Here is a 23,943-nt window from a genome sequence, read left to right as displayed (position 1 = left end):
TTAATGACTGCACAAGATATTGAAACCGGTCGTAAAAACGCCATAATTAGTTATTTAACCATTTTTGGAACCATAATAGCGTATTATTTAAATAACGAAAACAAAAGCGAATTTGCTAGTTTTCACATTCGACAAGCCTTAGGGTTATGGCTTACCTTTTTTGCTTTAGGTTATATTGTTGGTAGTTTTGATAGTTGGTTAGTGTCTATGGGATTCTATATCTTTTTTGCTGTACTTTTTGTTTTCGGCTTTACCAATGCTATTAGTAAAAAAGCACAAGCCGTTCCTTTAGTTGGCGACCTTTATCAAAAACTTTTTGCTAATCTTGGCAAATAAAAACATAAGTTCCATTAAACCAAAACATAACAATGAATACATCGCTTTCTTTAGAACATATTATTCGTGAATCCACATTGTCCGAAAATGCGCCATTACTCATTTTATTACATGGCTACGGTAGCGATGAAAACGATTTATTTTCCTTTGCAAGCGAATTACCGGAGGAACTTTTTATCATTTCGGTAAAAGCGCCCTACCCCATGCAACCTTATGGAAATGCTTGGTATGCCATTAATTTTGATGCTGAAAAAGGCAAATGGAGCGATAACGAACAAGCCATTTTATCTCGCGATTTAATTGCCAAATTTATAGACGAGGCTGTTGCAACCTATCCTGTAAATAAAGATAACGTGTCGCTTTTAGGCTTTAGCCAAGGTTGTATTTTAAGCTATGCTGTGGCACTAACTTACCCAGAAAAAGTTAAAAATATTGTAGCATTAAGTGGTTATGTTAACCCAGATATTTTCCCAAAACCCATCCAAAAGGAAGATTATGCCCATTTAGATTTTTACTGTTCTCACGGTAGCGTTGATCAAGTGATCCCGGTAGACTGGGCCAGACAAAACGCCCCTTATTTAAGTAAATTGAATATTAAACATAAATATTCGGAATTCCCTGTTGGGCATGGTGTGGCGCCACAAAATTTCTATGAATTAAAAGAATGGTTGTCGGCTAGGATTTAGGGTTGGGGGTGTAACGGTATTATCTACAATAAATCATAGAATTTTGATCGAATACGAAAACACATTGATAAGAAAATACGAGAACTTTATAAGAGAGATTGTAAACTCATCGGTTAATCGAATTGATTGGGATAAGCTAGAAAGTCAACAAAAGATGTTTGTAGATAAAATGAAAGAGCTTTTTAAGTTTCAAGATAGTTACAGTTGGAGTTTTCTCACTTCAAGTTTAGATACTTTGGGAGACTCTCATTTCGCAATTGTATCTTTTTTAAATAGTAACATTGAAAATGGTAAAAACTTTAATACAGGTGAAAGGTACTTACGACTGTACGGAGTATTAAGTAGTGTTTACATTCATTTCAGAGCTATTTCAACGCTAGCTGATTTAATTAAGGCTAAAACTTCAAAATTAGAGCAAGAATTTAAAAGTTTAGATATTTCTTTTCTGAGAAACGCTATTTCAGCTCACCCAGTAAATTTCGATTTGAATGGAGACAAGATGAACTTTAAAATTGCAAGATACTCCCTAAATGATTCTGGCTCGTTAGATGTTATTAATAAACAAAATCAATTTAAAACATATGATTTACATAAATCATTAGATGCTTATATTGATTTTTCAGAAAGAACTCTTGAGATGATTATTAAGAAAATGATTCAAAACAGGTATGACTCTTCAGCTCATAAAAGAGAAGAACTAATTAGTAAGTTGGAAAAAATAAAAGCATAGAACCTCCTCCGCTAGCACGAGCATCTTGCTTATTGCGTTACTGCATTGATTGTTTTTTCATCACTCATTTTTCTTACTCAGTCGGGTACGAGCGTGACGCTCTCACTAGCTGTAAATAAAATTAAGAATCCTAAATTTAGGATAACCTTTTCACCTTGGTTAACCCCAAATAAAACAACTCTTTTAAGCCAATAATTTCTATGCTTTAAACCGTTTACTATTCAATTTTTGATTGGCTTTATTTTTTACTTTTTTTGTAATTCCTTTTCGTGTAAATTCTAGTATGATTTCTCTTGTTATGTCTTCAGAATCTAAAATCAAGTTTTGAATTTTAGCACTTCCATTTTCTAATATGTTTTTTACTAAATTGATTGAAAACCCATGTTCTTCAAATTCCAACCTATACGATTCCGAAAGTTCATCGACAACACCTCTTTTTATGGTCATTCTCGGGTCTGTGAAAACAGGTAACGTCCGCATTAATTCTTCCAATTTTTCTACAAGCGCTAACCGAGACTTTGTGGCAAACATTAAAAATGGTTGTTCCCAATCGGTGTCATTATCAAACGTATTTGTTTTGGTATTGAAGTTTTCCAAAAAATTTAAAACTTGTACTTGATATTCACCTTCGAGGTCGCCTTCTGGTCGCCATTGTACATCAATCAGTTTTAATCGCCCGTTGCTTTGTAACATCAATAAACTGGAACCTTCAAAATAGTGTTCGCAGCCAGGGATTGGATCCACTTCATAAAATTGATTATAATTTACTTGCCAACCAGCATCTATTCTAAGAGGTTGAAGTGTCATTTTTTTATTGAGTTTAGATTCGACAAGTTATTGATTATTCTCCGCTAACACAAACATTTCACTACTGCCCTTATGCTTGGATTATTTTTTTCATTATTAATTTCTTATACTCTTATGTTTTTTACTCTCCCGTGTACAAGTCGCTGGGAACTTTTTAGATAGTTAAAAATAATAAATCGCATAAAAAATATCAGTGCTATTTTATTATTTATTGATAAATAATTTTCGGCTAAAACCTAAATATAATGCTTTAAAACAAAGAAACCCATCTAGTTAAAATAACTAGATGGGTTATATAATATATTTACTCGTGTTTTTTAGCTATTTACCACTAATCTAAAGCCTTCACCATGAATGTTAAGGATTTCTACTTTAGGATCTAATTTTAAATACTTACGTAGTTTTGCAATGTAAACATCCATACTTCTAGAGGTGAAATAATTATCGTCTCTCCATATTTTAGTAAGAGCTAATTCACGTGGCATTAAATCGTTTTCATGCAGGGCTAACAAACGTAATAATTCGTTTTCTTTTGGCGATAATTTTACTGGATTTTCACCGTTATAACTTAAAAAACGTAGTTTAGAATTCAAATCGAAGCCACCTATTTTAAACTCAAATTGCTTGCTATCAGAAACGGTTTCAGTTGCTTTTCTTTGCATAATAGCTTTAATTTTCATGAGCAATACTTCACTATCAAACGGTTTGTTTAAATAGTCGTCTGCGCCAACCTTATAACCTTTAAGCACATCTTCCTTCATGGTTTTAGCTGTTAGGAAAACAATAGGTACATCGGTGTTTTTTTCACGTATTTCTTTAGCTAAAGTAAAGCCATCTTTATAAGGCATCATAACATCTAAAATACATAAATCGAAATCGTCTTTTTTGAATTTTTCAAAACCCTCCATACCATTTTTAGCATGGGTTACTTCATAATCATTCATCATTAAATAATCCTTAAGAACGGTTCCAAAGTTTGGATCATCTTCTACTAATAAAATTCTTTTTTTATGCTCTTCCATAATTTACGATATTAACGGAAGCCTTACGGTAAAAGTACTTCCTTTGTCTTTTTCACTTTCTACTGTTATATAACCTTGGTGGTCATCTACTATACGTTTCACATATGCTAGGCCTAAACCGTGGCCTTTAACATTGTGTATATTTCCAGTGTGTTCTCTATAAAACTTTTCGAACACACGTTTTACGGCAGCTTTACTCATTCCGCTACCTTGATCTTTAATTTTCAATAAAATATTAGTTCCAACATTTTCGGTATACACGTCTATTTTAGGCGCATCTGGCGAATATTTTATGGCATTATCTAGAATATTAACCACCACATTGGTAAAATGTGTTTCGTTTGCCAAAATTGATGTGCTTTCCGCATCAAAATGTGTATGGATATACCCTTGTCTATCTTCAACTATCAGTTCTACGTGCGTTATAGCATCTTCAATAAGTTCTTGAAAATCGACCTTTTCTTTACTAATATTTAATTCATTTTTTTCTAGTTTCGAAATACGCAATACATTTTCAACTTGAGCGTGCATGCGTTTATTTTCTTCTTTTATCATATTTAGGTAACGAATTACCTTTTCCTGATCTCCTATTATTTTAGGATTTTTAATAGAATCTAAAGCTAAATTTATAGTCGCAATCGGTGTTTTAAACTCATGCGTCATGTTATTTATAAAATCGGTTTTAATTTCCGATATTTTACGCTGCTTCATTAACTGATAAAGAGCTCCAGTATAAGCCATTATAATAATTAATGTAAATACAACCGATAACAAAATCATACCAATTATTGATGATAAAATAAACTTGCCATCGTCTGGAAAATTCACTAATAATTTATACGGACTTCCCGTATTTATATTAGAAAAAATAGGTACAGCGTAGGTGGATGCTTTATCATATTCAAAGGCATCACTCTGTATTTTTGTTGCTAAACCATTACTATAAATAGCAAACTCAAAATTAATATTAATAGAATCTTCTTTAAGCTTTCTAGTTAACATCTCTTTTATGGTTTTCTTAGAAACCCTTTGGTGTATTGGTCGTCTTTGTGCAATATCCTTATAAAGATCTTCAAATAAAATTTTATCGGTGGTAGACATTTTTTCTAAAACCAATAATTTATCTTTTGATGTTAAGTCTAAATCGTTTCCTTTATTGCTATAAACCCGCGTTTGACGTTCGTTATAAATGCGTTTCACATTTATAGTATCTAGTCCCATATCAAAGAGCGGTGAGCTTAACTTATAATTTTCTTCTAAAATACCACTGCTATACACTACAATTTCTTTAGAATCGGAGTCTTCTTGAATAATGTTTAAATTTCTAATTGCTGCGGTATCTACAGCAACGCCTTGCAGTATTAAATTTTGCAATTTGTACACATATTCGGCCTCCTCCCTAGTTTCAATAGTATTGGAGACATAATACAGCGCCGTTTTTACATTACTTCTAAAACGCTCCTTTTCATTCTTAACAGAATTGTTAATATAGTACGCCTGAATGGAAATTATCCCTATCAGCGACAAGCTCATTAACAGTATTAAAACAAAGATTATGCGTTTGCTCATTGGTCAAAATTAACATTTTAACATTTACCAAAATAGCTTTTAACCTTACATTAACAAAAATGTTAAAATTCTAAGTTTTCTGTATTTTTTTAAGAATTTGAGTATGAACCGAAGCCACTTGCTTTTGTGTGTTTTCTAGGTCTAAATTCTCTATAACAAATTGCGAGCGTTGTATTTTTTCAGCATCACTCCATTGATTATTCATAATAGCTTCTACTTTTTCTTTAGAAGACTGATCTCTAACCAAAACCCGTTCTATTTTAACCGCTTTTGGAGCCGTTACCGTAATAACATAATCGCAAAGTTTATCACCACCATTTTCAAATAAAATAGCCACTTCCTTGATAACATAAGGCGCATTTTGTTTATTGCCCCATTTTTCAAAATGCCGTGCTACTCGTGGATGAATAATGGCATTCATTTGGCTAAGCATGGTTTTATCGTTAAAAATAATACTGGCTATAAATGGTTTATTTAGCGTGTTGTTAACATAAGCTTCTGGTCCAAACAATTCAATGAGTTTGCGTTTAATAACTTTAGACTTACTCATGAGTTTTTTGGCTTCATCGTCCGCAATATAAATGGGTACGCCTAAGACAGAAAACATTTTAGCTACCGTCGTTTTTCCACTACCAATTCCACCTGTAAGTCCTACTACAATCATTTTGTTATAATAAATTCTATAAGTTGCTGATTAATTTTTGCGTTTTTAACCTGCTCGGGGCGTTCAACTAATTCTGGCGTTAACGTAGAGCCTTTCCCTACTTTACTATAATCGCAAACCACTTTAAAATCTTTTACGGTAACACTATTAAAATTATTTAAACTCACGTAATAAGATACGTTAATTTCTTTTGGGAAATACTTAATATTTAAATTTTCTGGAATATTGATAATTTCTATCGGCACCTTTAACTTTCCTTCAGTAAATTTTCCAACATTTGCACTTAAGGTTACTAAATCGGTCGAAAATTTTAAATCGGTTGTATTTGGGAAATCTAATGCTAAATTTTTAATAATATTGGTTTTAACATCGGCTAAAGTCACCAGTTTTGTATCGATAAAATCTAATTTGGATACCAAAACATCGGGACCAATGATGGTTACTGAATCTGGTTTTAAATTATAATCACCAGAAATATCATACCCCAAAGCAAACTTAATATCCGATTTTAATTGAATAGGAACCGTTTTCACCAAATTCACGCCATATTTAAAATACAAGGTGTCGGGCGAAATATTCAATAATTCCACCTGATCATCGAATTGTGTATTCGCTAAATATTTAATGGATTTATGCCATACATAAGCCGAGTCTTTTCTATACACATCTTTAGCAAAATCAATTTTAATCTTCGGTTTGCTCATGTAGTAATTCAACCATCTAAATCCGTGAGTTTTTAGCGTAATCGCTAATACATTCGCGCTATCATTGAGTATAACATGCTCTAACGGCACCTGCTGTTTTTCAACACTAAACACTAAAGTATTGGTATATTCTTTAGATAATTTATTGAAAATTAAAATAATAAAAGCAGACAGCAAAAACAGTAAAAAGACATTAATCTTTTTACTTTTAATAGAGGATAATAAATGTGTTTTTAACGTCTTTATCATTTCGATTTAAAGAATAAATTAGGAAAATGATTTTCGGGATCTTTATTTAAAACTGAAACAGCGATTGTGGATTTTAAAAACCCGTAGCCATAACCCAAAAATTGAATTAATATTGCAGGAATAGCCAACATAGAAACTACTATATTTTTAGTTGACATTAAAACCAAAATAAAGGCCATTCCAAAATAAAGGACATAGCAGGCTAATGCAAATTTTACACCAACAACAAACAATAAAACAGCTGCTAAAAATCCTAAAACAAATGCCGTAGGAAACCAATAGGTTAATTTTTTAGTTGAAGGATGCCAGCTATTTAAAATAGGACGCACCATACCAAATTTATAGACTTGCTTGTAAAAATTAGACCAAGAAATTCGGCGTTTATGATATACGAAAGCCTCTGAAATTAAAGCGGTTTTAAAACCTAAATCCCACAAACGAATGGATAAATCGGGATCTTCACCGGGATGAATACGTCCGAACCCGCCAGAAGCTTGAAAAGCCTTTTTTGAAAGCCCCATATTAAAACTTCGTGGCTGAAAAGTATCGACACTGTTTTTATTTCCACGAATGCCTCCGGTGGTAATAACTGAAGTCATAGAGAAATTAATAGCTTTTTGCAAATTTGTAAATGATTGATGCGCCGCATCTGGCCCACCAAAACAATCGACATAATTGGCTGTTAACCCTTTTTCAACTTCGGATAAATAGTGGCTTGGTAAAATACAATCGGAATCTAAAATGATAAAATAATTACCCTTTGCCCGTTGCATTCCGTAATTTCGAGAATCTCCAGGCCCTGAGTTTTCTTTAAAATAATAAGAAATATCTAACTTATTTTTAAAGCTATCCACAATAGGTTTTGATGATACTTTTGAACCATCTTCCACAATAACAATTTCAAAATTTGTGTCGGTTTTTAAGTCCACAAAACTCTCTAAAAGTTCCTGAATTTCATCGGGACGATTATAAACGGGAATTATGAATGAAAACTCTAATTGCATAATACAAAAGTACTAAAAAAGCCATCCTTTTACAGTTGGCTTTTAGAATATAAAAAATATATTTTCTGTTTTTTTTGAGCATCTACAAAACCTCTATTTGTTCGGTAACGGTTTTGTTTTTTATTACGACTCTTATTATTCTTTCTCTTGCCGGTACGAGTGTGACGCTCGCAGTAGCACCACTAGCTCAAAGTAATAAAACAACAAACAAGCCAATCCCTTTTGATTAAACAACAAGTTGGCGGATAGTTGCGGGAGCGATAGTAGTGGTTAGCTTTTGGCGAGGCGCGCATCGAGCCAAAACTATGAACGGATAGCGCGGTTTTTATTTTTTCTATAAAAACCCGCCATAATTATTTAATTTTTAAACATAGAAAAGCCACCCGTTTACAGATGGCTTTTTATAATATATAAAAATATGTTCTATTTTTTCTCTTCGGCTTCTACAAAAGCACTCATAACAGCATCGCTAACGCCCATGTTGCTAAAGCCGCCGTCGTGGAATAGGTTTTGTAGCGTAACACGTTTTGTTAAATCGCTAAACAGGGATACGGTATAGTTTGCACAATCTAAAGCGGTTGCATTACCAAGTGGCGACATTTTATCGGCGTAAGCAATAAAACCATCGAATCCTTTTACGCCGCTACCTGCAGTTGTTGGTGTTGGTGATTGCGAAATGGTGTTTACACGAACGTTTTTGTCTCTTCCGAAGAAATAACCAAAACTACGTGCTACACTTTCTAAATAAGCTTTATTATCGGCCATATCATTATAATCTGGGAACACACGTTGTGCTGCCATATAAGTTAAGGCTACAATAGATCCCCACTCGTTCATAGCATCGGCTTTATATAGCGTTTGCATGACTTTATGAAACGACATAGCAGAAACATCGGTACCTTTTTGAGTATAGGCATAATTCTGATCTGTATAGTGGTTTCCTTTACGCACATTGATAGACATCCCGATTGAGTGTAAAACGAAATCGATTTTACCGCCAAGAATTTCCATAGATTGCTCTACTAAATTTTTTAAATCTTCTTCAGAAGTGGCATCGGCAGGAATAATTTGAGAACCTGTTTTTTCGGCCAAATCTTTAATTTGTCCCATTCTCATGGCCACTGGTGCATTTGTTAAAACAAAAGTTCCACCTTCTTCATGAACACGTTCTGCGGTTTTCCAAGCAATTGAATTTTCATCTAATGCTCCAAAAATAATCCCTCTTTTTCCTTTTAGTAAATTGTATGACATAGTAATAATTATATGTTTTAATTTCGGTTAGTTCCCTTTCTATGTCCTTTAACAGGACTATAATACGGACAATATTGGTTAATTTAACGGCGCAAAAATACTAAACTTTAAACTTTAAAGCTTAAAACCTGTATTTTTTTTAATTCAATAGCTCCTTAGCGTGCGCTATTGCTGAGGATGACATATCAATTCCGCCTAACATTTGAGCAATTTCTACAATACGCTCGTCGTGATTTAGCTTGATTAAATTGGTTCTGGTTACATTGTCCACATCTTCTTTATACACTTTAAAATGCGAATGGCCTTTGGCCGCCACTTGTGGTAAATGCGTAATAGAAAATACTTGCATGGTTTTACTCATTTGCTGCATAATATCGCCCATTTTATTAGAAATCTCGCCAGAAACCCCGGTATCAATTTCATCGAACATAATGGTTGGCAACTGGATATAATTGGATAAAACGGATTTTATAGCCAGCATAATTCGAGATAATTCCCCTCCCGAGGCCGCCTTTTTAAGTTCGTTAAATTGGCCGCCTTTATTTGCCGAAAACAAAAAGGTTAGTTCATCTTGCCCATTTGCAAAAAAGGTCTCTTTAAAAACCGTTTCAATTTTAAACTGCGCATTTGGCATGCCTAAACTTCCCAAAATAGTTTCTATTTCTTGTTTTAACTGCGGAATTACGGCAATACGTGTTTTATGAAGCGCATTTGAAATTTTATTAATCTGTTTTATTTTAGATGAAATTTCATTTTGTTTTTTCTGAATATCATCATCTAAATTTTCAGTTGCTAACACTTTTTCTTCTAAAGTGTTTTTAATTTGAATAAGCTCTAAAACATTTTCTGCAACATGCTTTTGCATTAAATTATGAATGGTTTTAAGCTTGGCGTCTACCACTTCCAACCTTGCTGGATCGGCATCTAATCCTTCTTGTAAAGCATCGACTTCGCTAAAAACATCGTCCATTTCAATGAGACTGCTATTAACCCGATTATACAAATCTTCGTATTTTGAAGATAACCCCGAAAGTTTTTGAAACACATTTTTAAGGTTCGTTAAACTCCCTAAAACGCCTATTTCTTCTTCGGTTAATAATTGATGCGCTTCCGATAGTTTTTCCTGAATACCTTCAATATTATTTAAAGTTTCATATTCTTCTTCTAAAGTTTCAATCTCGCCATCGATTAAATTTGCTTCAACCAATTCGTTCAATAAAAAGGTATTATAATCGTGTTCTTTTATGGCTTCCGCCTGAAAAACCAATAATTCTTTTAATTCCTTTTGAAGTTTTTTATAGCCTTTTAATTCTTTTTTATAGTCTTGTAAAATAGCATCGTTATTTGCTAAAGCATCGATAATTTGAAACTGAAAATCGTTATCCGTTAGTTGCATGGTTTGATGCTGCGAATGAATATCGATTAACCGTTCTCCCAAAAGTTGTAACCCTTTTAAATTTACTGGCGAATCGTTTACAAACGCTCTAGATTTCCCGGATGGTAAAATTTCACGACGAATGATAGTTTGCGCTTCATAATCGAAATCTTCAGCTTCAAAAAGGGCTTTCAAATTATAATTAGACACGTTGAAAACTGCCTCAATTACACATTTTTTTGAAGCATCTTTTAAACTACTTAAATCGGCTCGCTTTCCTAAAATTAAAGACAAACCACCAAGAAGTATCGATTTTCCCGCACCAGTTTCACCTGTAATAATAGAAAAACCATCGTTAAAATTAACCTGTAAACTATCGATTAATGCGTAATTTTTTATGGAAAGTGATGTTAGCATTTTTTTTAGCCTTAAAATAATGAGACTTTTCTTTTTAAACTTTATATGTAGTAAATAAAACTTTTAAAACTTGATGTTACTCCATTTAGTATTGTGCATTGGAGCGATACGTTGCAAAGTTTCTTTTAAATCTGCTATATTTACGTTAGGTCCATCGCTAAATATTTGTTGTACCTCATCGGCCTTTGCATCAAAAAATATTCGTAATAAAAAGGAATTTGGTCTACGACTATTCATCGCCTTAAAACTAGAAAGTGCCGATGCTATTTGCCCTTTTCCTTCCTTTGTGTTTACAGACATGACATCCATTCCTTTTCTGTGATAATCATACATTGCGGAATGAAATTCTTTAAATGTTGGAGACATTAAATTATCTATTAATGCAAAACGACTTTGTAATCCATCTTCTAACTTCCACCCTGTTAAATTGCTTTGTTGTGAATAATTTGCAATAATTTGCGCTTGTTTAAAATGTGCTTCACCCCCATTTTCTGCAAATGAATCTGCATCTAAACCTAAAATAATATAAACATGAAAAGCCAAAACAGAGACTAAATTCGACTCGTATTGTGTTGGATTATAGATTAAATTTTGAAATGCTAAATAGTTAAAATTAAAATCGTTGTCTTTAAAGTTATAAATTGGAGAACTTAGAGAAGAACCATACACGGGACGTGCAGATTGCACTTGTAAGGTTGCTTTAAACGATTCGCCACTATATTCTGAAATATTAATAAACATACTACAATCTATTCGCTCTTGCGGAGCAAATTTTTGATTGGTCCACTTGGTTTTATTAATAAATTCGTTAAGTTGTTTCTCTAAAGTTTTAAAAATAGGAAGATTTTCACTCCCAGTTTGTTGTGCATTAACAATAACCTTACAATTTAATTCTTGCGAAATTCCTGTAAAACTGAATAGCACTAATAAAACAACTAATATATTACGCATGTCTATTTTCTATAATTTTGTTTAATAAATCGGATGCTACATCGGTTTTAGATTTTAAATCATGTTCGGCAATATCGCCCGTATTATCTATAAACGTCACTTTATTAGTATTACCTTTAAAACCAGCACCTTTATCATTTAACGAATTTAAAACAATTAAATTTAAATTCTTTCTTTTTAATTTTCCTTTTGCATTTTCAAGTTCGTTATTGGTTTCCAATGCAAAACCTACTAAATACTGTTTTGTTTTAATTTCGCCTAAAGACGCTAAAATATCTTTAGTACGCTCCAACTCTAAAGTTAACGTATCCGACTTCTTTTTTATTTTCTGAGTCGCCACTACTTTTGGTGTAAAATCGGCTACGGCCGCAGAAAGTATAGCAATATCAACCGTTTTAAAATGGTCGTGAACGGCATTATACATATCCGAAGCACTAACTACAGGCACTACATTAATTAAACTATGCGTCACGTTTTCATGAGTTGGGCCTGTAATTAAAACCACTTCTGCACCAAGGTTTGCTGATGCTTTGGCTATTTCAAACCCCATTTTTCCACTAGAATGGTTTCCTATAAAACGAACAGGATCTATAGCCTCGTAAGTAGGTCCCGCCGTAACCAGTACTTTTTGTCCACGCAACGGTAATTTACCTAAAATATCTTGCTCGATAAACGCCACGATATCTTCGGGCTCTGCCATACGTCCTTCACCTACTAAACCACTTGCTAATTCTCCACTACCGGCAGGAATCATAATATTTCCAAAGCTTTGTAATTTCTCGAAAGATTCCATGGTGGATGGGTGTTTATACATATCCAAATCCATGGCAGGAGCAAAATAAACCGGGCATTTTGCAGATAAATAAGTGGCAAGCAATAAATTATTACTGGTACCACTAGCCATTTTAGATAAGGTGTTTGCGGTTGCTGGTGCAATAACAAAAAGATCGCCCCATAAGCCTAAGCCAACATGATCGTTCCAAATAACCGTATCATTATCTTCTGTTGTAAAAGAATATTGTACAGGGTTTTTAGAAAGCGTAGATAAGGTTAATGGTGTTATAAAATCTTTAGCTGCTGGTGTCATAACCACTTTAACGTTGGCCCCTAGTTTTATAAACAATCTAACCAACGCTGCGGTTTTATACGCTGCAATACCTCCAGTGACTCCTAATAGTACGTTTTTACCGTTTAGAATACTCATAAAAATATGTCTTTTTAATATATATACCTAATAACCCAAGAAACTCCAAACCTATTAATATAATTGGTTTGGAGTTTAAATTTTGTAAAAATGAAATAAGAGAAATTACGCTTTCGAATCTTCCTCTGTATTTCTATAATACACTTTATCCGCTAACCATTCTTGAACGGCTAAAGAATGTGGTTTTGGTAATTTTTCGTAAAATTTAGAAACCTCAATTTGTTCCTTGTTTTCAAAGATTTCTTCAAGACTATCGTTATAAGTTGCAAATTCTTCTAACTTATCGATTAATTCTTTTTTAATCTCAGTATTAATTTGGTCTGCACGACGTGCTATTATAGAAATAGACTCATAGATGTTCTGTGTTGGCGCATCAATTTTATTCCTATCATACGTAATCGTATTAACTGGAGCATTGGTTTTCTTTAAATCCATTATTGTATTGTTATTTAACTTTTTGTGCTATATTTTTTTAAAGCATCGTTTAATTCGATTGCCATATTATCCATTTGTGAAATAAATTCTGAACTTGAATATGTTTCTTTAAAACTTTTATAAAAGTCTATAGCTTTATTTAAACGGTCTTCCTTTTTTCGTTCTACACTATTCATTGCTAATTGATATGCAGAATCAAATCTAACATACAAAGCTTCTTCTCTTAAAGACGATCCTGGAAAATCGAAAATAAAATTATCAAAAGATTTTATTGAAGCTTCATAATCCGATATAGTATTATATTGTTTAGCAATACTAAACGCTTTTTTTTCTAATTTAAAATCCAATTCGTTTACCAATTTATTAGCATCGGAAACATATTCTGAATCGGGGTAAGCATTAATAAATGCTTGTAATTTATCTATAGCTTCTGTTGTTTCTTTTTGATCTTTTGAATAAATCGGAGAAAGCATGGCGTAACTTTTTGCACTTAAAAAAGAAGCTTCCTCAACCTTTTCACTGTTAGGATAACTAGAGGCAAAACGTTCAAACTGATAACCCGCTACATAATAATCCTTCATTTGATAAAACGAATTAGAATATAAATACATCAATTTTTCAGCTTGCGGTTTCCCTCTATAATTGGGAACAATTTGTGCAAACAATTTATTTGCTTTTGCAAACTTGCCTTCGTTATAAAAATCTTCACCCATTTTAAATTTCGCAGCGATATCTTCAGATTTTAAAACCTTTTGATATTCGTTACAACTACTTAAAACTGTGAATACTAATAAAATGTAAAAAAACTTTTTCATAAATATAAAAGAGGATGCAAAATTAGGTTATTAATATGGATATTAAAAATATTATTTTTAATCCGCACTTTTGCTAAAATAAAGGCTTAAACCCAGCAATCACAAGGTTTAAGTAATATTTAACACAGAAAAAATGAATTAATAAGCTGCTACAAAATCTTTTATTTTCTGTTTTAAAGCATCAGTTGCAGGCACTAATGGCAATCTCACCGTATCATCGCATAAGTTTAAAGCTTGAAAAACAGCCTTAATTCCCGATGGATTATTTTCTTCAAAAATATAACCAATAACGTCCATTAATTTAAAATGAAGTTTATAAGCAGCTTTATTATCACCTTTTAATCCTAAACGAATCATTTCAGAAAAATCTTTAGGAAAAGCCTGACCGATTACAGAAATAACACCTGATCCACCTGCTAAAACAATAGCTAAAGCTAAATCATCATCTCCCGAAATCACTAAAAAGTCTGCTGGTTTATTCTTAATTAATTCTAAATATTGTGCCACATTATTCCCGGCTTCTTTTACCGCGATAATATTTTCAAAATCGTTTGCCAATCTTAACGTGGTAGCAACATCCATATTTTTAGAAGTTCTTCCTGGCACATTATATAAAATAATATCTACAGGTGAAACTTCTGAAATAGCTTTAAAATGCTGATAGATACCCTCTTGTGTTGGTTTACTATAATAAGGAGCAACCGATAAAATAGCGTCTATTCCACTTAAGTCTGTTGTTTTTATTTCTTCAATAACTTGCATGGTATTATTACCTCCAATACCTAAAACCAATGGTACACGCCCATTGTTGGCTTTTGAAATAGTTTCTATAATAGCCTTTTTTTCTGCTTTAGTAATGGTTACACTTTCGGCAGTAGTACCACTAATTACCAAATACTCTACACCATTATCAATGTTAAAGTTAACAATATTGGTTAATGCTTCATGATCTACCGTTAAATCGGTATTAAAAGGTGTTACCAATGCCACTCCTGTTCCTAGAAACTTACTATTCATTCTTAATTTTATTTAATATTTTCAAGTATTTAAAAGTTTCGGTTTTAAATAAATCGAAGGCTTTTAAGTTTGTTTTTATAATTAAATCGTTTAAACGTTCATCGTTTTGCAATATTCCGATTTTAAATTTTGCTTTAGATTTAGCTGTAATTAGTTTTAACTCTAAGATATCCGTATCATAATAACTTATTAAAACATCAAATTCTACATCTAAAAACGCTTGCAAATCTAGGTTTTTAATACGCCCATTCCAACCAAAATCTTTAGGATTATAACAATCATTCTCAGGATTTAAAAGCTCCTTTTCTAGACGAGAAAATGTTATGATTTTCAATTCATTAGGCTTCACTTTTAAAGTATTTGCCAAGATTTTAAACCATTCTAAATCGATAATTCCATCTGCATAAAAAACAATACCTAAACGCTCAACATTGCCATTATTAGCCTTTAATTCACGTTCTGCTAACAATTTGTTTAAGTGCTTTTTATTAGATTTTTCCTTAAAACCCTTTAAAATCATTTACCTTTATACTTTGCGCAAAGGTAGCAAAAAGTATATTCAAAAAATTAGTTTAATATATGAGGATTACATTTTTATTTATTTTGTTAAATATTTTTGTTTTTTCGGGGTGTAAAGAACAAAATTTACGGTTAACAAAGATTTACGGTGAGCAAATTACCATTACAGATTCTATCGCATTAAATAGCGAAATAGAAGCTTATATCAAGCCATTTCGAGATCGGATTGAAAAAGATTTAGATAGTGTTTTAGCCTATGCCGTAGATACTTATTCTAAAAAAGATGGCGATTATAATACCGCTTTAGGAAATTTTATGGCCGATGCCGTTTACAGCGAATCTAACCCTATTTTTAAAAGCCGAACAGGTAAAGATATTGATATGGTTTTGCTAAATCACGGTGGTATTCGTTCTATTTTATCTAAAGGAAATGTCACGAAAAGAACTGCTTTTGGATTGATGCCTTTTGAAAACAGCATTGTGGTTGTTGGGCTTAAAGGCACACAAATAGATAGTATGATGTATTATTTATCTAAAGGAAAACGAGCGCATCCTGTTTCTGGACTGAAACTAACGATTGACAAAAACGAAAATATTCTTGAAGCTAAAGTTAATGGTAAAAACATTGAAAAAAATAAAACCTATTACGTAGCCACCAACGACTACTTATATAATGGTGGCGATAATATGTCTTTTTTTAAAACTAATGACAGCCTTTATGTTTTGGATTACAAAATAAGAAATGCGCTCATTGACAAATTCATAAAATTGGATACGATTAATCCTGTTAAAGACGATAGATTTACTCAAATTAAATAATATGAAACGTAGAGACTTTATACAACAAGCCACAGCAGGAACCGCTTTAGTAACTCTTGGTGGCATGGGACTTCAATCGTTTACAACATTAAAAAAAACAACAAAAATTACCATTTTACACACCAATGATGTGCATAGCCATATTGATGCTTTTGGGCCAGAAGATGGTAGAAATGCGAACAAAGGTGGTGTAGCCAGAAGAGCCACTTTAATTGATGCCGTAAGAAAAGAAAACCCAAACACACTGTTGCTTGATGCTGGTGATATTTTTCAAGGCACCCCCTACTTTAACTATTATGGTGGTGAATTGGAATTTAAACTGATGAGTAAATTAAAATATGACGCCGCTACTATTGGTAATCATGATTTCGATAATGGCATCTCTGGTTTATACGCACAATTACCGCATGCTGAATTTCCTTTTATTATATCGAATTACGATTTATCTAACACGGTAATGGATACGCACACCAAACCTTATAAAACCTTTATAAAAGACGGTATTAAAATAGGTGTTTTTGGAATAGGAATTGAACTCGCTGGATTGGTAGATCCTGCCATGTACAAAGAAACCAAATACTTGGATCCTATTGAAACGAGTCAGGAAATGACTCGGATTTTAAAAGAAGACGAGCATTGCGATTTAATTATTTGCCTTTCGCATTTAGGGTATCAATATAAAAGCAAAAAAATAGACGATATAAAACTAGCAAAAGCTACAAAAAACATCGATTTAATTATTGGCGGACATACGCACACCTTTTTAAAAAAACCGACTATAGTTAAAAATATAGAAGATAAAAACACGCTTGTAAACCAAGTAGGATGCTACGGTTTAAATATTGGAAAAATTGATTTCTATTTTGATTCGGATAAAAACAAATCGGCTAACGGCACGTCTATTATTGTTTAACGTTTAGGCGGCTGTTGAGTTAAAATTCAGCACAAAAAAAAAGGGCGATTGTTTTTCTGTAAAACAATCGCCCTTTTTATATCTATTATAAATTATACCGGAAATTTATCTCTAATTTCTTCCAAACATAAGTTATGAATACTACCTTCATGGGTATGTTTTTTAGAGGTATCAGGCACATAAGTTCCGTCTTGAACTTGACCCCCAATTTTCTGGTAAGCCTCTCTAAAACTTTGACCTTCTACAACTAATGTATTAATATTATCAACTGTGAATAAATATTTATACAAATCGCTGTGAACATCAATATCTTTCACTATAATTTGCTGAATTGAATAATTAAAAATATCTAAAATATCTTTTAACTCTTCGAAAGCCGCAATCATATTTTCTTTTAATAACTGATAATCTCTATGGTAACCACTTGGTAAATTATTGGTAATTAAAACCATTTCACCTTGTAGCGCTTGAATTTTATTACACTTTCCACGAATTAATTCAAAAACATCAGGATTTTTTTTATGTGGCATAATACTACTTCCCGTGGTTAATTCATCTGGAAAAGAAACAAATCCAAAATTCTGACTCATATATAAACACGTATCCATTGCAAAACGAGACAGCGTATTACACAAACTGCCTAAAGCTGCTGCAATGGTACGCTCGTGTTTCCCGCGTCCCATTTGAGCTGCAACCACGTTGTATTTAAGTGTTGCAAATTCCATTTCTTTAGTGGTATATTCTCGATCGATAGGAAAAGAACTTCCGTAACCTGCAGCCGACCCTAATGGATTTTGATCTACGGTTTTAATAGCGGCATCCAATAGATATACATCGTCTATCATTAATTCCGCATAAGCAGAAAACCACAACCCAAAAGAGGATGGCATAGCTACTTGTAAATGCGTATAACCTGGTAAAACTTTATCTTTATAGGTATCTGCTAAATCTAAAAGGGTATTAAAAAGGGTATGCGTTTTTGCTTTAATAACCCCCAAATTTTCTTTGTAATATAAATTACAAGCCACTAAAACTTGATCATTTCGTGAACGCGCCGTATGGATTTTTTTTCCAACTTCACCTAAAGATTTTGTCAGTTCAAATTCTATTTTAGAGTGTACATCTTCAAACTGAGGATCGATAACAAAAGTGCCGTCTTCAATTTGTGCCTCTAAGGTTTTTAAACCTCGTAATAAATCGACTAATTCTTCAACAGAAATAACACCAATTTTTTGCAACATTTTCGCATGTGCACGCGATGCGATCACATCGTATTTGGCGATATGAATATCAATTTCTCTATCGTTTCCAACGGTAAATTGTTCTATTTTTTTATCTATTGAAATACCTTTATCCCACAACTTCATCTTAAATACTTTTTTCTATTTCTGCAAAAGCAGAAATCTATTAATTTTATAGAAAGTAGCAAAATCTACTTCCATTTTTTAAAACCTTTAAGGCTTTATTTTAACTCATTTACAATAACCTTATCCAATAATTTAATATATAAATCGATACCTTCTTCAATTTCATTTAAATAAATAAACTCATCTGCCGAGTGTGAACGGGTGCTATCGCCTGGCCCAAGTTTTAACGACGGACAGCTCAACACAGCTTGATCAGACAATGTTGGAGAGCCATAAGTTGCTCTTCCCATGGCAATGCCCGCTTTTACTAAATCGTGATCCATGGGAATACACGATGAATTTAATCGTAAACTACGCGGTATAATTTTTGTACAAGGTGATTTTTCTTGTAAAATTTCGGCAATTTCAGCATTACTATACGCATCATTTACCCGTACATCTATCACTAAATCTACATGCCCAGGAACTACGTTATGTTGCGATCCTGCATTGATTTGTGTTACCGTTAATTTGACATCACCTAAAGCTTCGGATCCTTTTTCAAACTTAAAATCTTTAAACCATTGTAATACCTCTATAGTATTATAAATAGCATTATTATCGTTTGGATGTGCGGCATGACTTGGTGTACCATTTACAACGGCATCCAAAACCACTAGTCCTTTTTCGGCAACCGCTAAATTCATTAAAGTAGGCTCGCCAACAATAGCAACATCTACTTCAGGAATAATGGATAACATATAATTTAATCCGTGTGGCCCGCTGCTTTCCTCTTCCGCGGAAGCGACCATCACCAAATTATATTTTAAATTTTCTTGATTGTAAAAATGAGTAAAAGTGGCTATTAAAGACACCAAACACCCTCCAGCATCATTACTCCCTAAACCGTATAATTTACCGTCTTCTACAATAGCTTTAAACGGATCTTTAGTATAAGCCGAATTAGGTTTAACAGTATCGTGATGCGAGTTTAAAAGCAGAGTTGGTTTGTTTTGGTCAAAATGTTTATTAACGGCCCAAACATTATTTTTGGTTCGTGTAAAATCTACTTGATAACGTTTAAACCAATCTTCTATAAGTAAAGCTGTTGACGCTTCTTCCGAAGAAAATGATTGTGTTTCAATCAACTTTTTTAAAAGTGAAATCGCATCGTTTGTTAAATCTTGCTGCGTCATTTTATAACGTTATTTTTGTAAAATTATCGTTTTCTTGGGTTAACATCTCTGTATTTCCCATATTTATGGCCGTTACTCCATTTTGCAAGGCATTGAAACAGTTTTCAAGCTTTGGTAACATGCCATCGACAATAATTCCTTTGGCTAACAAATCTTTATAAATATTAGTGTCAATATGTTTTACTACCGAATTTTTATCGTTTATATTCTCTAAAACTCCATTAAATTCAAAACAGTAATAAATAGAGGTTTCGTATAATTTACTCATACCAATAGCAACTTGCGAGGTAATGGTATCGGCATTAGTGTTTAATAATTGTCCGTTACCATCGTGAGTAATGGCACAAAATACGGGTGTAAAATCGGCTTGAATTAATTTATCTATAGATTGATGCGCGACGTTTTCAACATCACCGACAAAACCAAAATCGACCTCTTTTACCGGACGTTTAACAGACTGAATACTATTAATATCAGCACCGGTTAATCCAATAGCATCGATATCTAATGCTTGAAGTTTAGCAACTATATTCTTGTTTACCAATCCGCCATAAACCATAGTAATGACTTCTAAAGTTTCAGCATCTGTAATGCGTCGGCCATTTACCATTTGAGATTCAATTCCTAATTTTGAAGCCACAATAGTAGCACGCCTTCCGCCACCGTGCACCAAAATTTTCTTTCCTTCTAAATTCGAAAATAGTTTAAGAAAAGCATTCAGGGCAGTTTCATCTTCAATGATGTTTCCGCCTATTTTTATGATTGATAATTTTTCCATTCTTGTTCTTTAATGTTATTCTGAATCCATTTCAAAAACAACAAGTTAAAGTTTATAACCCTTTTAAAATCTTCTTTAATACCAATTGTGCCGCAAATGTTCTATTATTTGCTTGCTGAATGACTAAAGAACTATCACTATCTAAAACCGCGTCTTCAACAATTAAATTCCGTCTAACGGGTAAACAGTGCATAAATTTAGCATCGCTAATTTTATCTTTTGTAATGGTCCATCTTAAATCTTTATTATCCATATTACCGTAATCTTCATAAGAACTCCAGTTTTTTGTATACACAAAATCCGCATCTTTTAAAGCTTCCTCTTGATTGTGATAAATTGGTGTATCTCCCGTTATTTCAGGGTTTAAATCGTAACCTTCTGGATTAGCAATTACAAAGTCGACATCCATTTTTTGCATGGCTTGCGTAAAACTATTTGCAACTGCATGAGGTAAAGCTTTAACATGTGGCGCCCAACTTAACACAACTTTGGGTTTAGCAACTTTAGCATGTTCGGAAATGGTAATCGCGTCGGTTAATGCTTGCAACGGATGGCCTGTGGCACTTTCCATACTAATAACAGGCACCGAGGCAAACTTTTTAAAAGATTCCAAAACATACTCACTTTCGTCCAATTCCCTATCCGTTAAACTTGGAAATGCACGCACAGCAATAATATCGCAATATTGAGATACTACAGCTGCAGCTTCTTTAATATGTTCGGCAGTATTACCATCCATTACGGTTCCATCACCAAATTCAATAGCCCAAGCATCGCCAAACACATTCATAACAATAGGATTCATTCCTAAGTTTAAAGCGGCTTTCTGTGTGCTTAAACGGGTACGTAAACTGGAATTAAAAAATAACAGCCCTAAGGTTTTATTTTTTCCTAATTCAATATCCTGCAATGGATCGGCTTTTAATGCTTTCGCCTCTTCTATCCAAACATTAATGTTATCTATATCGTTTATGGACGTGTAATATTTCATTTTTTATTTATCTTTTTATTTAGTTACTGAAATAAATTCAGCATACCCCTTCATCTTATTTAATTTTAGTAAATGCTGTAATATTTTCAAAGGCATTAACTAAAAAATGGTCTTCCAACCCGTTTAAAATCCAGGTTTCTATATTTGATTTTCGGGCAACTGCTGCCGCTTCAATTTTAGATTGCATACCCCCTGTACCGTGTGATGATTTTGAATCGACCACTTGCTTTCTTAATTCATCAAAATTATCAACCTCCGTAATCGTTTCCGGCGTTCCGTTATTTATAGATTCTTTAGTATAAATTCCGTTTGTATTTGTGGCAATAATAAACAGATCTACACCTAACAACGAGGCTGTTAATGCACCTAATCTATCGTTATCACCAAACTTAATTTCGTCGGTAGCAACCGTATCATTTTCATTAATAATAGGAATATAATTATTTTGAACCAATACATTTATAGTGTTCACGATGTTAGATTTGCTTTCCTGCTTTTCAAAATCGGAATACGACAATAAACACTGAGATGTAAGCAAACCATACTCTCTAAAAATTTCTTGATAAATTCGGATTAAATGAGGTTGTCCAATGGAAGCCAATGCTTGCTTTACAAACACCTCTTCGTGTTTACTTTCTAGTTTCACGAACTGTTTTGCTACGGCAATAGCCCCAGAACTCACAATTATAAACTCGCAAGTATCTTGAAGTTTCGCTATTTGATCGGCTATATCTTCAATTTTACCTCTTGAAATATTATCGGTTTCTTTGGTAAGTGTATTCGATCCTATTTTTAATAAAATTCGTTTTTTCTTCATCTACTTAAACATTCATCAACCCGTGAATAATTATTTCTTGTTACCAACAACTAATGCGCTTTAATTTTAAAATGCCCATTCTGAGCATGCATTCTATCTTGTTTGTCCGTTTCCGTGAATATACCATTTATTGGTTACCAAATGTTGTAAACCTATAGGTCCTCGTTGGTGTAATTTATCGGTACTAATAGCCAATTCGCCCCCCAAACCTAATTGACCACCATCGGTAAAACGTGTAGAAGCATTGTGATAAACCGCTGCGGTATCCACATTTTCCATAAACATCTTAGCTTCATCATTATTTGATGTAACAATAACAGAAGAATGACCACCAGAATATGTGTTAATCATAGCAATGGCATCTTGAGTAGAAGCTATTTCACCTATAAGGATTTTATAATCTAAAAATTCTTTATACCAAATAACATTAGAAGTTATCGCTTCAACGTCATGATGTTTACTAATAGCTGCATCTCCAAAAACTTCAATTTTAGAATCTTTTAATTTTAAAATTAATCGATTAACGAAAGCCTCTTTATTTTCAAGATTTTCATCTATTAAAATTTTATCAACGGCATTACAAGCCGAAATTTTCGATTTCCCATTTAAAATTAAATCTATAGCGATATCTAAATCGGCTGCTTTATGAACATACACAAAGTTATTACCACGACCACTAATAATGACCGGGCAAGTAGCGTGTTCTTTAACAAAAGCAATTAAACGCTCGCCGCCACGCGGTACAATTAAATCGACTTTTTGTGTTGGTTTTTCTAAAAAAGCCTGCGTTTCTGTTCGGTTAAATTGTAAATATTCCACCCAATTGGTCGATGCACCTTCTTCTTTCAAAGCTTGGTGCCACAATGCAACAATTTTTAAATTTGAATTTAAAGACTCTTTCCCCCCTTTTAATAATATTTTATTTCCAGATTTAAAAGCAATGCCTGCCGCTTCAACAGTCACATCTGGGCGCGATTCGTATATAATTAAAACGGTACCGAATGATGCGGTTTTATTATAAACCTGCATGCCATTATCGTGTTTAAAATTGAAACGCTCTACCCCAACAGGATCAGCCTGAGAAGCTAAATGCGTTACAGATTTAATCATTTCGTCCACTTTAAAATCGTCTACTTTTAAACGATCAAACATCGAAATATCATCACCTTTGTAAGCGTCTAAATCGGTTTTATTAATGTTGATTATTTCTTCGCGCTCCTGCTCTAAAAGCACTGCCATTTTAAGTAAAACGGCATTTCTTGTTTCTATGGATAATAGGGTGTTCATTTTTTAATATTCAATTTTTATGTTGAAAATATTTTAGTTCG

Annotated in this window: 25 protein-coding genes; 5 read left to right on the top strand and 20 right to left on the bottom strand. The window is 33.0% G+C overall.

The window, feature by feature from the left end; all coding sequences use genetic code 11:
* Nucleotides 1-3: 3 nt before the first annotated feature.
* Genes FQU21_RS10665 through FQU21_RS10655 form a run of 3 tightly spaced genes read left to right on the top strand, consistent with a single transcriptional unit; the run spans nucleotide 4 to nucleotide 1,752 of the window.
* Nucleotides 4-336, top strand: coding sequence for a magnetosome magnetite crystal formation protein family (locus tag FQU21_RS10665; RefSeq protein WP_147677993.1), 333 nt, complete (start codon nucleotides 4-6; stop codon nucleotides 334-336).
* A gap of 32 nt (nucleotides 337-368) precedes the next feature.
* Nucleotides 369-1,022 (top strand): alpha/beta hydrolase, encoded by a 654-nt coding sequence (locus FQU21_RS10660; protein ID WP_147677992.1) that lies wholly within the window; start codon nucleotides 369-371, stop codon nucleotides 1,020-1,022.
* A 43-nt stretch (nucleotides 1,023-1,065) separates the two neighbouring features.
* Nucleotides 1,066-1,752, top strand: a complete 687-nt coding sequence (locus FQU21_RS10655; protein ID WP_147677991.1) for a hypothetical protein — start codon at nucleotides 1,066-1,068, stop codon at nucleotides 1,750-1,752.
* A gap of 198 nt (nucleotides 1,753-1,950) precedes the next feature.
* Here the strand turns inward: FQU21_RS10655 and FQU21_RS10650 are convergent, their stop codons facing one another.
* From FQU21_RS10650 to FQU21_RS10585, 14 genes are all read right to left on the bottom strand, one after another.
* Nucleotides 1,951-2,559 carry a hypothetical protein gene (locus FQU21_RS10650; RefSeq protein WP_147677990.1) on the bottom strand — a complete coding sequence of 203 codons (609 nt, stop codon included), beginning with the start codon at nucleotides 2,557-2,559 and terminating at the stop codon, nucleotides 1,951-1,953.
* Between the two features lie 317 nt (nucleotides 2,560-2,876).
* Nucleotides 2,877-3,581, bottom strand: a complete 705-nt coding sequence (locus FQU21_RS10645; RefSeq protein WP_147677989.1) for a response regulator transcription factor — start codon at nucleotides 3,579-3,581, stop codon at nucleotides 2,877-2,879.
* 3 nt (nucleotides 3,582-3,584) lie between these two features.
* Nucleotides 3,585-5,114, bottom strand: coding sequence for a sensor histidine kinase (locus FQU21_RS10640; RefSeq protein WP_147677988.1), 1,530 nt, complete (start codon nucleotides 5,112-5,114; stop codon nucleotides 3,585-3,587).
* Between the two features lie 106 nt (nucleotides 5,115-5,220).
* A complete protein-coding gene (coaE, locus tag FQU21_RS10635) occupies nucleotides 5,221-5,814 on the bottom strand; it encodes a dephospho-CoA kinase (protein ID WP_147677987.1) in 594 nt (197 codons plus the stop codon).
* Complete coding sequence (locus FQU21_RS10630) at nucleotides 5,811-6,767, bottom strand: CdaR family protein (protein WP_246124821.1); 957 nt, start codon at nucleotides 6,765-6,767, stop codon at nucleotides 5,811-5,813. The genes coaE and FQU21_RS10630 overlap by 4 nt, the downstream gene beginning before the upstream one ends.
* Nucleotides 6,764-7,771: a glycosyltransferase family 2 protein gene (locus FQU21_RS10625; RefSeq protein ID WP_147677986.1), complete on the bottom strand. Its 1,008-nt coding sequence runs from the start codon at nucleotides 7,769-7,771 to the stop codon at nucleotides 6,764-6,766. Before FQU21_RS10625 ends, FQU21_RS10630 begins: the two co-directional genes overlap by 4 nt.
* A gap of 423 nt (nucleotides 7,772-8,194) precedes the next feature.
* Nucleotides 8,195-9,022 carry an enoyl-ACP reductase FabI gene (locus FQU21_RS10620; RefSeq protein WP_147677985.1) on the bottom strand — a complete coding sequence of 276 codons (828 nt, stop codon included), beginning with the start codon at nucleotides 9,020-9,022 and terminating at the stop codon, nucleotides 8,195-8,197.
* A gap of 139 nt (nucleotides 9,023-9,161) precedes the next feature.
* A complete protein-coding gene (recN, locus tag FQU21_RS10615) occupies nucleotides 9,162-10,814 on the bottom strand; it encodes a DNA repair protein RecN (RefSeq protein WP_147677984.1) in 1,653 nt (550 codons plus the stop codon).
* A gap of 63 nt (nucleotides 10,815-10,877) precedes the next feature.
* Nucleotides 10,878-11,765: a type IX secretion system protein PorD gene (gene porD / locus FQU21_RS10610; protein WP_147677983.1), complete on the bottom strand. Its 888-nt coding sequence runs from the start codon at nucleotides 11,763-11,765 to the stop codon at nucleotides 10,878-10,880.
* The gene (gene coaBC / locus FQU21_RS10605) at nucleotides 11,758-12,969 is read right to left on the bottom strand and encodes a bifunctional phosphopantothenoylcysteine decarboxylase/phosphopantothenate--cysteine ligase CoaBC (RefSeq protein ID WP_147677982.1); all 1,212 of its coding nucleotides are present in this window, start codon (nucleotides 12,967-12,969) and stop codon (nucleotides 11,758-11,760) included. Before coaBC ends, porD begins: the two co-directional genes overlap by 8 nt.
* Before the next feature lie 105 nt (nucleotides 12,970-13,074).
* Nucleotides 13,075-13,404, bottom strand: a complete 330-nt coding sequence (locus tag FQU21_RS10600; RefSeq protein ID WP_147677981.1) for a DNA-directed RNA polymerase subunit omega — start codon at nucleotides 13,402-13,404, stop codon at nucleotides 13,075-13,077.
* A gap of 14 nt (nucleotides 13,405-13,418) precedes the next feature.
* Nucleotides 13,419-14,219, bottom strand: coding sequence for an outer membrane protein assembly factor BamD (locus FQU21_RS10595; RefSeq protein ID WP_147677980.1), 801 nt, complete (start codon nucleotides 14,217-14,219; stop codon nucleotides 13,419-13,421).
* A gap of 138 nt (nucleotides 14,220-14,357) precedes the next feature.
* A complete protein-coding gene (gene dapA, locus FQU21_RS10590) occupies nucleotides 14,358-15,236 on the bottom strand; it encodes a 4-hydroxy-tetrahydrodipicolinate synthase (RefSeq protein ID WP_147677979.1) in 879 nt (292 codons plus the stop codon).
* Nucleotides 15,229-15,756 (bottom strand): DUF6913 domain-containing protein, encoded by a 528-nt coding sequence (locus FQU21_RS10585; RefSeq protein ID WP_147677978.1) that lies wholly within the window; start codon nucleotides 15,754-15,756, stop codon nucleotides 15,229-15,231. Before FQU21_RS10585 ends, dapA begins: the two co-directional genes overlap by 8 nt.
* Nucleotides 15,757-15,815: 59 nt before the next feature.
* Between FQU21_RS10585 and FQU21_RS10580 the strand changes: the two genes are divergently transcribed.
* Entirely contained in the window at nucleotides 15,816-16,574 is a 759-nt protein-coding gene (locus FQU21_RS10580; RefSeq protein WP_147677977.1) for a 5'-nucleotidase C-terminal domain-containing protein, read from the top strand.
* Nucleotide 16,575: 1 nt separating this feature from the next.
* A complete protein-coding gene (locus FQU21_RS10575; RefSeq protein WP_147677976.1) occupies nucleotides 16,576-17,487 on the top strand; it encodes a bifunctional metallophosphatase/5'-nucleotidase in 912 nt (303 codons plus the stop codon).
* 92 nt (nucleotides 17,488-17,579) lie between these two features.
* On the opposite strand, the gene argH is transcribed toward FQU21_RS10575, so the two are convergent.
* The 6 genes from argH to FQU21_RS10545 all read right to left on the bottom strand — a co-directional run bounded on the left by argH (nucleotide 17,580) and on the right by FQU21_RS10545 (nucleotide 23,902).
* Nucleotides 17,580-18,854 carry an argininosuccinate lyase gene (gene argH, locus FQU21_RS10570; protein WP_147677975.1) on the bottom strand — a complete coding sequence of 425 codons (1,275 nt, stop codon included), beginning with the start codon at nucleotides 18,852-18,854 and terminating at the stop codon, nucleotides 17,580-17,582.
* 95 nt (nucleotides 18,855-18,949) lie between these two features.
* The gene (locus FQU21_RS10565; protein ID WP_147677974.1) at nucleotides 18,950-20,029 is read right to left on the bottom strand and encodes a M20 family metallo-hydrolase; all 1,080 of its coding nucleotides are present in this window, start codon (nucleotides 20,027-20,029) and stop codon (nucleotides 18,950-18,952) included.
* 1 nt (nucleotide 20,030) lies between these two features.
* Complete coding sequence (gene argB, locus FQU21_RS10560; protein WP_147677973.1) at nucleotides 20,031-20,807, bottom strand: acetylglutamate kinase; 777 nt, start codon at nucleotides 20,805-20,807, stop codon at nucleotides 20,031-20,033.
* Nucleotides 20,808-20,859: 52 nt separating this feature from the next.
* Nucleotides 20,860-21,798: a Rossmann-fold NAD(P)-binding domain-containing protein gene (locus FQU21_RS10555; protein WP_147677972.1), complete on the bottom strand. Its 939-nt coding sequence runs from the start codon at nucleotides 21,796-21,798 to the stop codon at nucleotides 20,860-20,862.
* Between the two features lie 55 nt (nucleotides 21,799-21,853).
* The gene (proB, locus tag FQU21_RS10550) at nucleotides 21,854-22,615 is read right to left on the bottom strand and encodes a glutamate 5-kinase (RefSeq protein WP_147677971.1); all 762 of its coding nucleotides are present in this window, start codon (nucleotides 22,613-22,615) and stop codon (nucleotides 21,854-21,856) included.
* A gap of 93 nt (nucleotides 22,616-22,708) precedes the next feature.
* The gene (locus FQU21_RS10545; protein WP_147677970.1) at nucleotides 22,709-23,902 is read right to left on the bottom strand and encodes a glutamate-5-semialdehyde dehydrogenase; all 1,194 of its coding nucleotides are present in this window, start codon (nucleotides 23,900-23,902) and stop codon (nucleotides 22,709-22,711) included.
* Nucleotides 23,903-23,943 lie beyond the last annotated feature (41 nt).

This window comes from Algibacter pacificus (genome assembly GCF_008033385.1).
GTDB classification, from domain to species: Bacteria; Bacteroidota; Bacteroidia; order Flavobacteriales; family Flavobacteriaceae; genus Algibacter; species Algibacter pacificus.
Note: the sequence above shows the minus strand (reverse complement) of the source record. Positions and strands in the feature narration are given on the sequence as shown.

What these genes read in the sequence shown, in the direction of transcription:
- FQU21_RS10665 (WP_147677993.1), top strand. Translation starts at nt 4, where the DNA reads ATGACTGCACAAGATATTGAAACCGGTCGTAAAAACGCCATAATTAGT.
- FQU21_RS10660 (WP_147677992.1), top strand. Translation starts at nt 369, where the DNA reads ATGAATACATCGCTTTCTTTAGAACATATTATTCGTGAATCCACATTG.
- FQU21_RS10650 (WP_147677990.1), bottom strand. Translation starts at nt 2,559, where the DNA reads ATGACACTTCAACCTCTTAGAATAGATGCTGGTTGGCAAGTAAATTAT.
- FQU21_RS10645 (WP_147677989.1), bottom strand. Translation starts at nt 3,581, where the DNA reads ATGGAAGAGCATAAAAAAAGAATTTTATTAGTAGAAGATGATCCAAAC.
- FQU21_RS10640 (WP_147677988.1), bottom strand. Translation starts at nt 5,114, where the DNA reads ATGAGCTTGTCGCTGATAGGGATAATTTCCATTCAGGCGTACTATATT.
- coaE (WP_147677987.1), bottom strand. Translation starts at nt 5,814, where the DNA reads ATGATTGTAGTAGGACTTACAGGTGGAATTGGTAGTGGAAAAACGACG.
- FQU21_RS10630 (WP_246124821.1), bottom strand. Translation starts at nt 6,767, where the DNA reads ATGATAAAGACGTTAAAAACACATTTATTATCCTCTATTAAAAGTAAA.
- FQU21_RS10625 (WP_147677986.1), bottom strand. Translation starts at nt 7,771, where the DNA reads ATGCAATTAGAGTTTTCATTCATAATTCCCGTTTATAATCGTCCCGAT.
- FQU21_RS10620 (WP_147677985.1), bottom strand. Translation starts at nt 9,022, where the DNA reads ATGTCATACAATTTACTAAAAGGAAAAAGAGGGATTATTTTTGGAGCA.
- recN (WP_147677984.1), bottom strand. Translation starts at nt 10,814, where the DNA reads ATGCTAACATCACTTTCCATAAAAAATTACGCATTAATCGATAGTTTA.
- porD (WP_147677983.1), bottom strand. Translation starts at nt 11,765, where the DNA reads ATGCGTAATATATTAGTTGTTTTATTAGTGCTATTCAGTTTTACAGGA.
- coaBC (WP_147677982.1), bottom strand. Translation starts at nt 12,969, where the DNA reads ATGAGTATTCTAAACGGTAAAAACGTACTATTAGGAGTCACTGGAGGT.
- FQU21_RS10600 (WP_147677981.1), bottom strand. Translation starts at nt 13,404, where the DNA reads ATGGATTTAAAGAAAACCAATGCTCCAGTTAATACGATTACGTATGAT.
- FQU21_RS10595 (WP_147677980.1), bottom strand. Translation starts at nt 14,219, where the DNA reads ATGAAAAAGTTTTTTTACATTTTATTAGTATTCACAGTTTTAAGTAGT.
- dapA (WP_147677979.1), bottom strand. Translation starts at nt 15,236, where the DNA reads ATGAATAGTAAGTTTCTAGGAACAGGAGTGGCATTGGTAACACCTTTT.
- FQU21_RS10585 (WP_147677978.1), bottom strand. Translation starts at nt 15,756, where the DNA reads ATGATTTTAAAGGGTTTTAAGGAAAAATCTAATAAAAAGCACTTAAAC.
- FQU21_RS10580 (WP_147677977.1), top strand. Translation starts at nt 15,816, where the DNA reads ATGAGGATTACATTTTTATTTATTTTGTTAAATATTTTTGTTTTTTCG.
- FQU21_RS10575 (WP_147677976.1), top strand. Translation starts at nt 16,576, where the DNA reads ATGAAACGTAGAGACTTTATACAACAAGCCACAGCAGGAACCGCTTTA.
- argH (WP_147677975.1), bottom strand. Translation starts at nt 18,854, where the DNA reads ATGAAGTTGTGGGATAAAGGTATTTCAATAGATAAAAAAATAGAACAA.
- FQU21_RS10565 (WP_147677974.1), bottom strand. Translation starts at nt 20,029, where the DNA reads ATGACGCAGCAAGATTTAACAAACGATGCGATTTCACTTTTAAAAAAG.
- argB (WP_147677973.1), bottom strand. Translation starts at nt 20,807, where the DNA reads ATGGAAAAATTATCAATCATAAAAATAGGCGGAAACATCATTGAAGAT.
- FQU21_RS10555 (WP_147677972.1), bottom strand. Translation starts at nt 21,798, where the DNA reads ATGAAATATTACACGTCCATAAACGATATAGATAACATTAATGTTTGG.
- proB (WP_147677971.1), bottom strand. Translation starts at nt 22,615, where the DNA reads ATGAAGAAAAAACGAATTTTATTAAAAATAGGATCGAATACACTTACC.
- FQU21_RS10545 (WP_147677970.1), bottom strand. Translation starts at nt 23,902, where the DNA reads ATGAACACCCTATTATCCATAGAAACAAGAAATGCCGTTTTACTTAAA.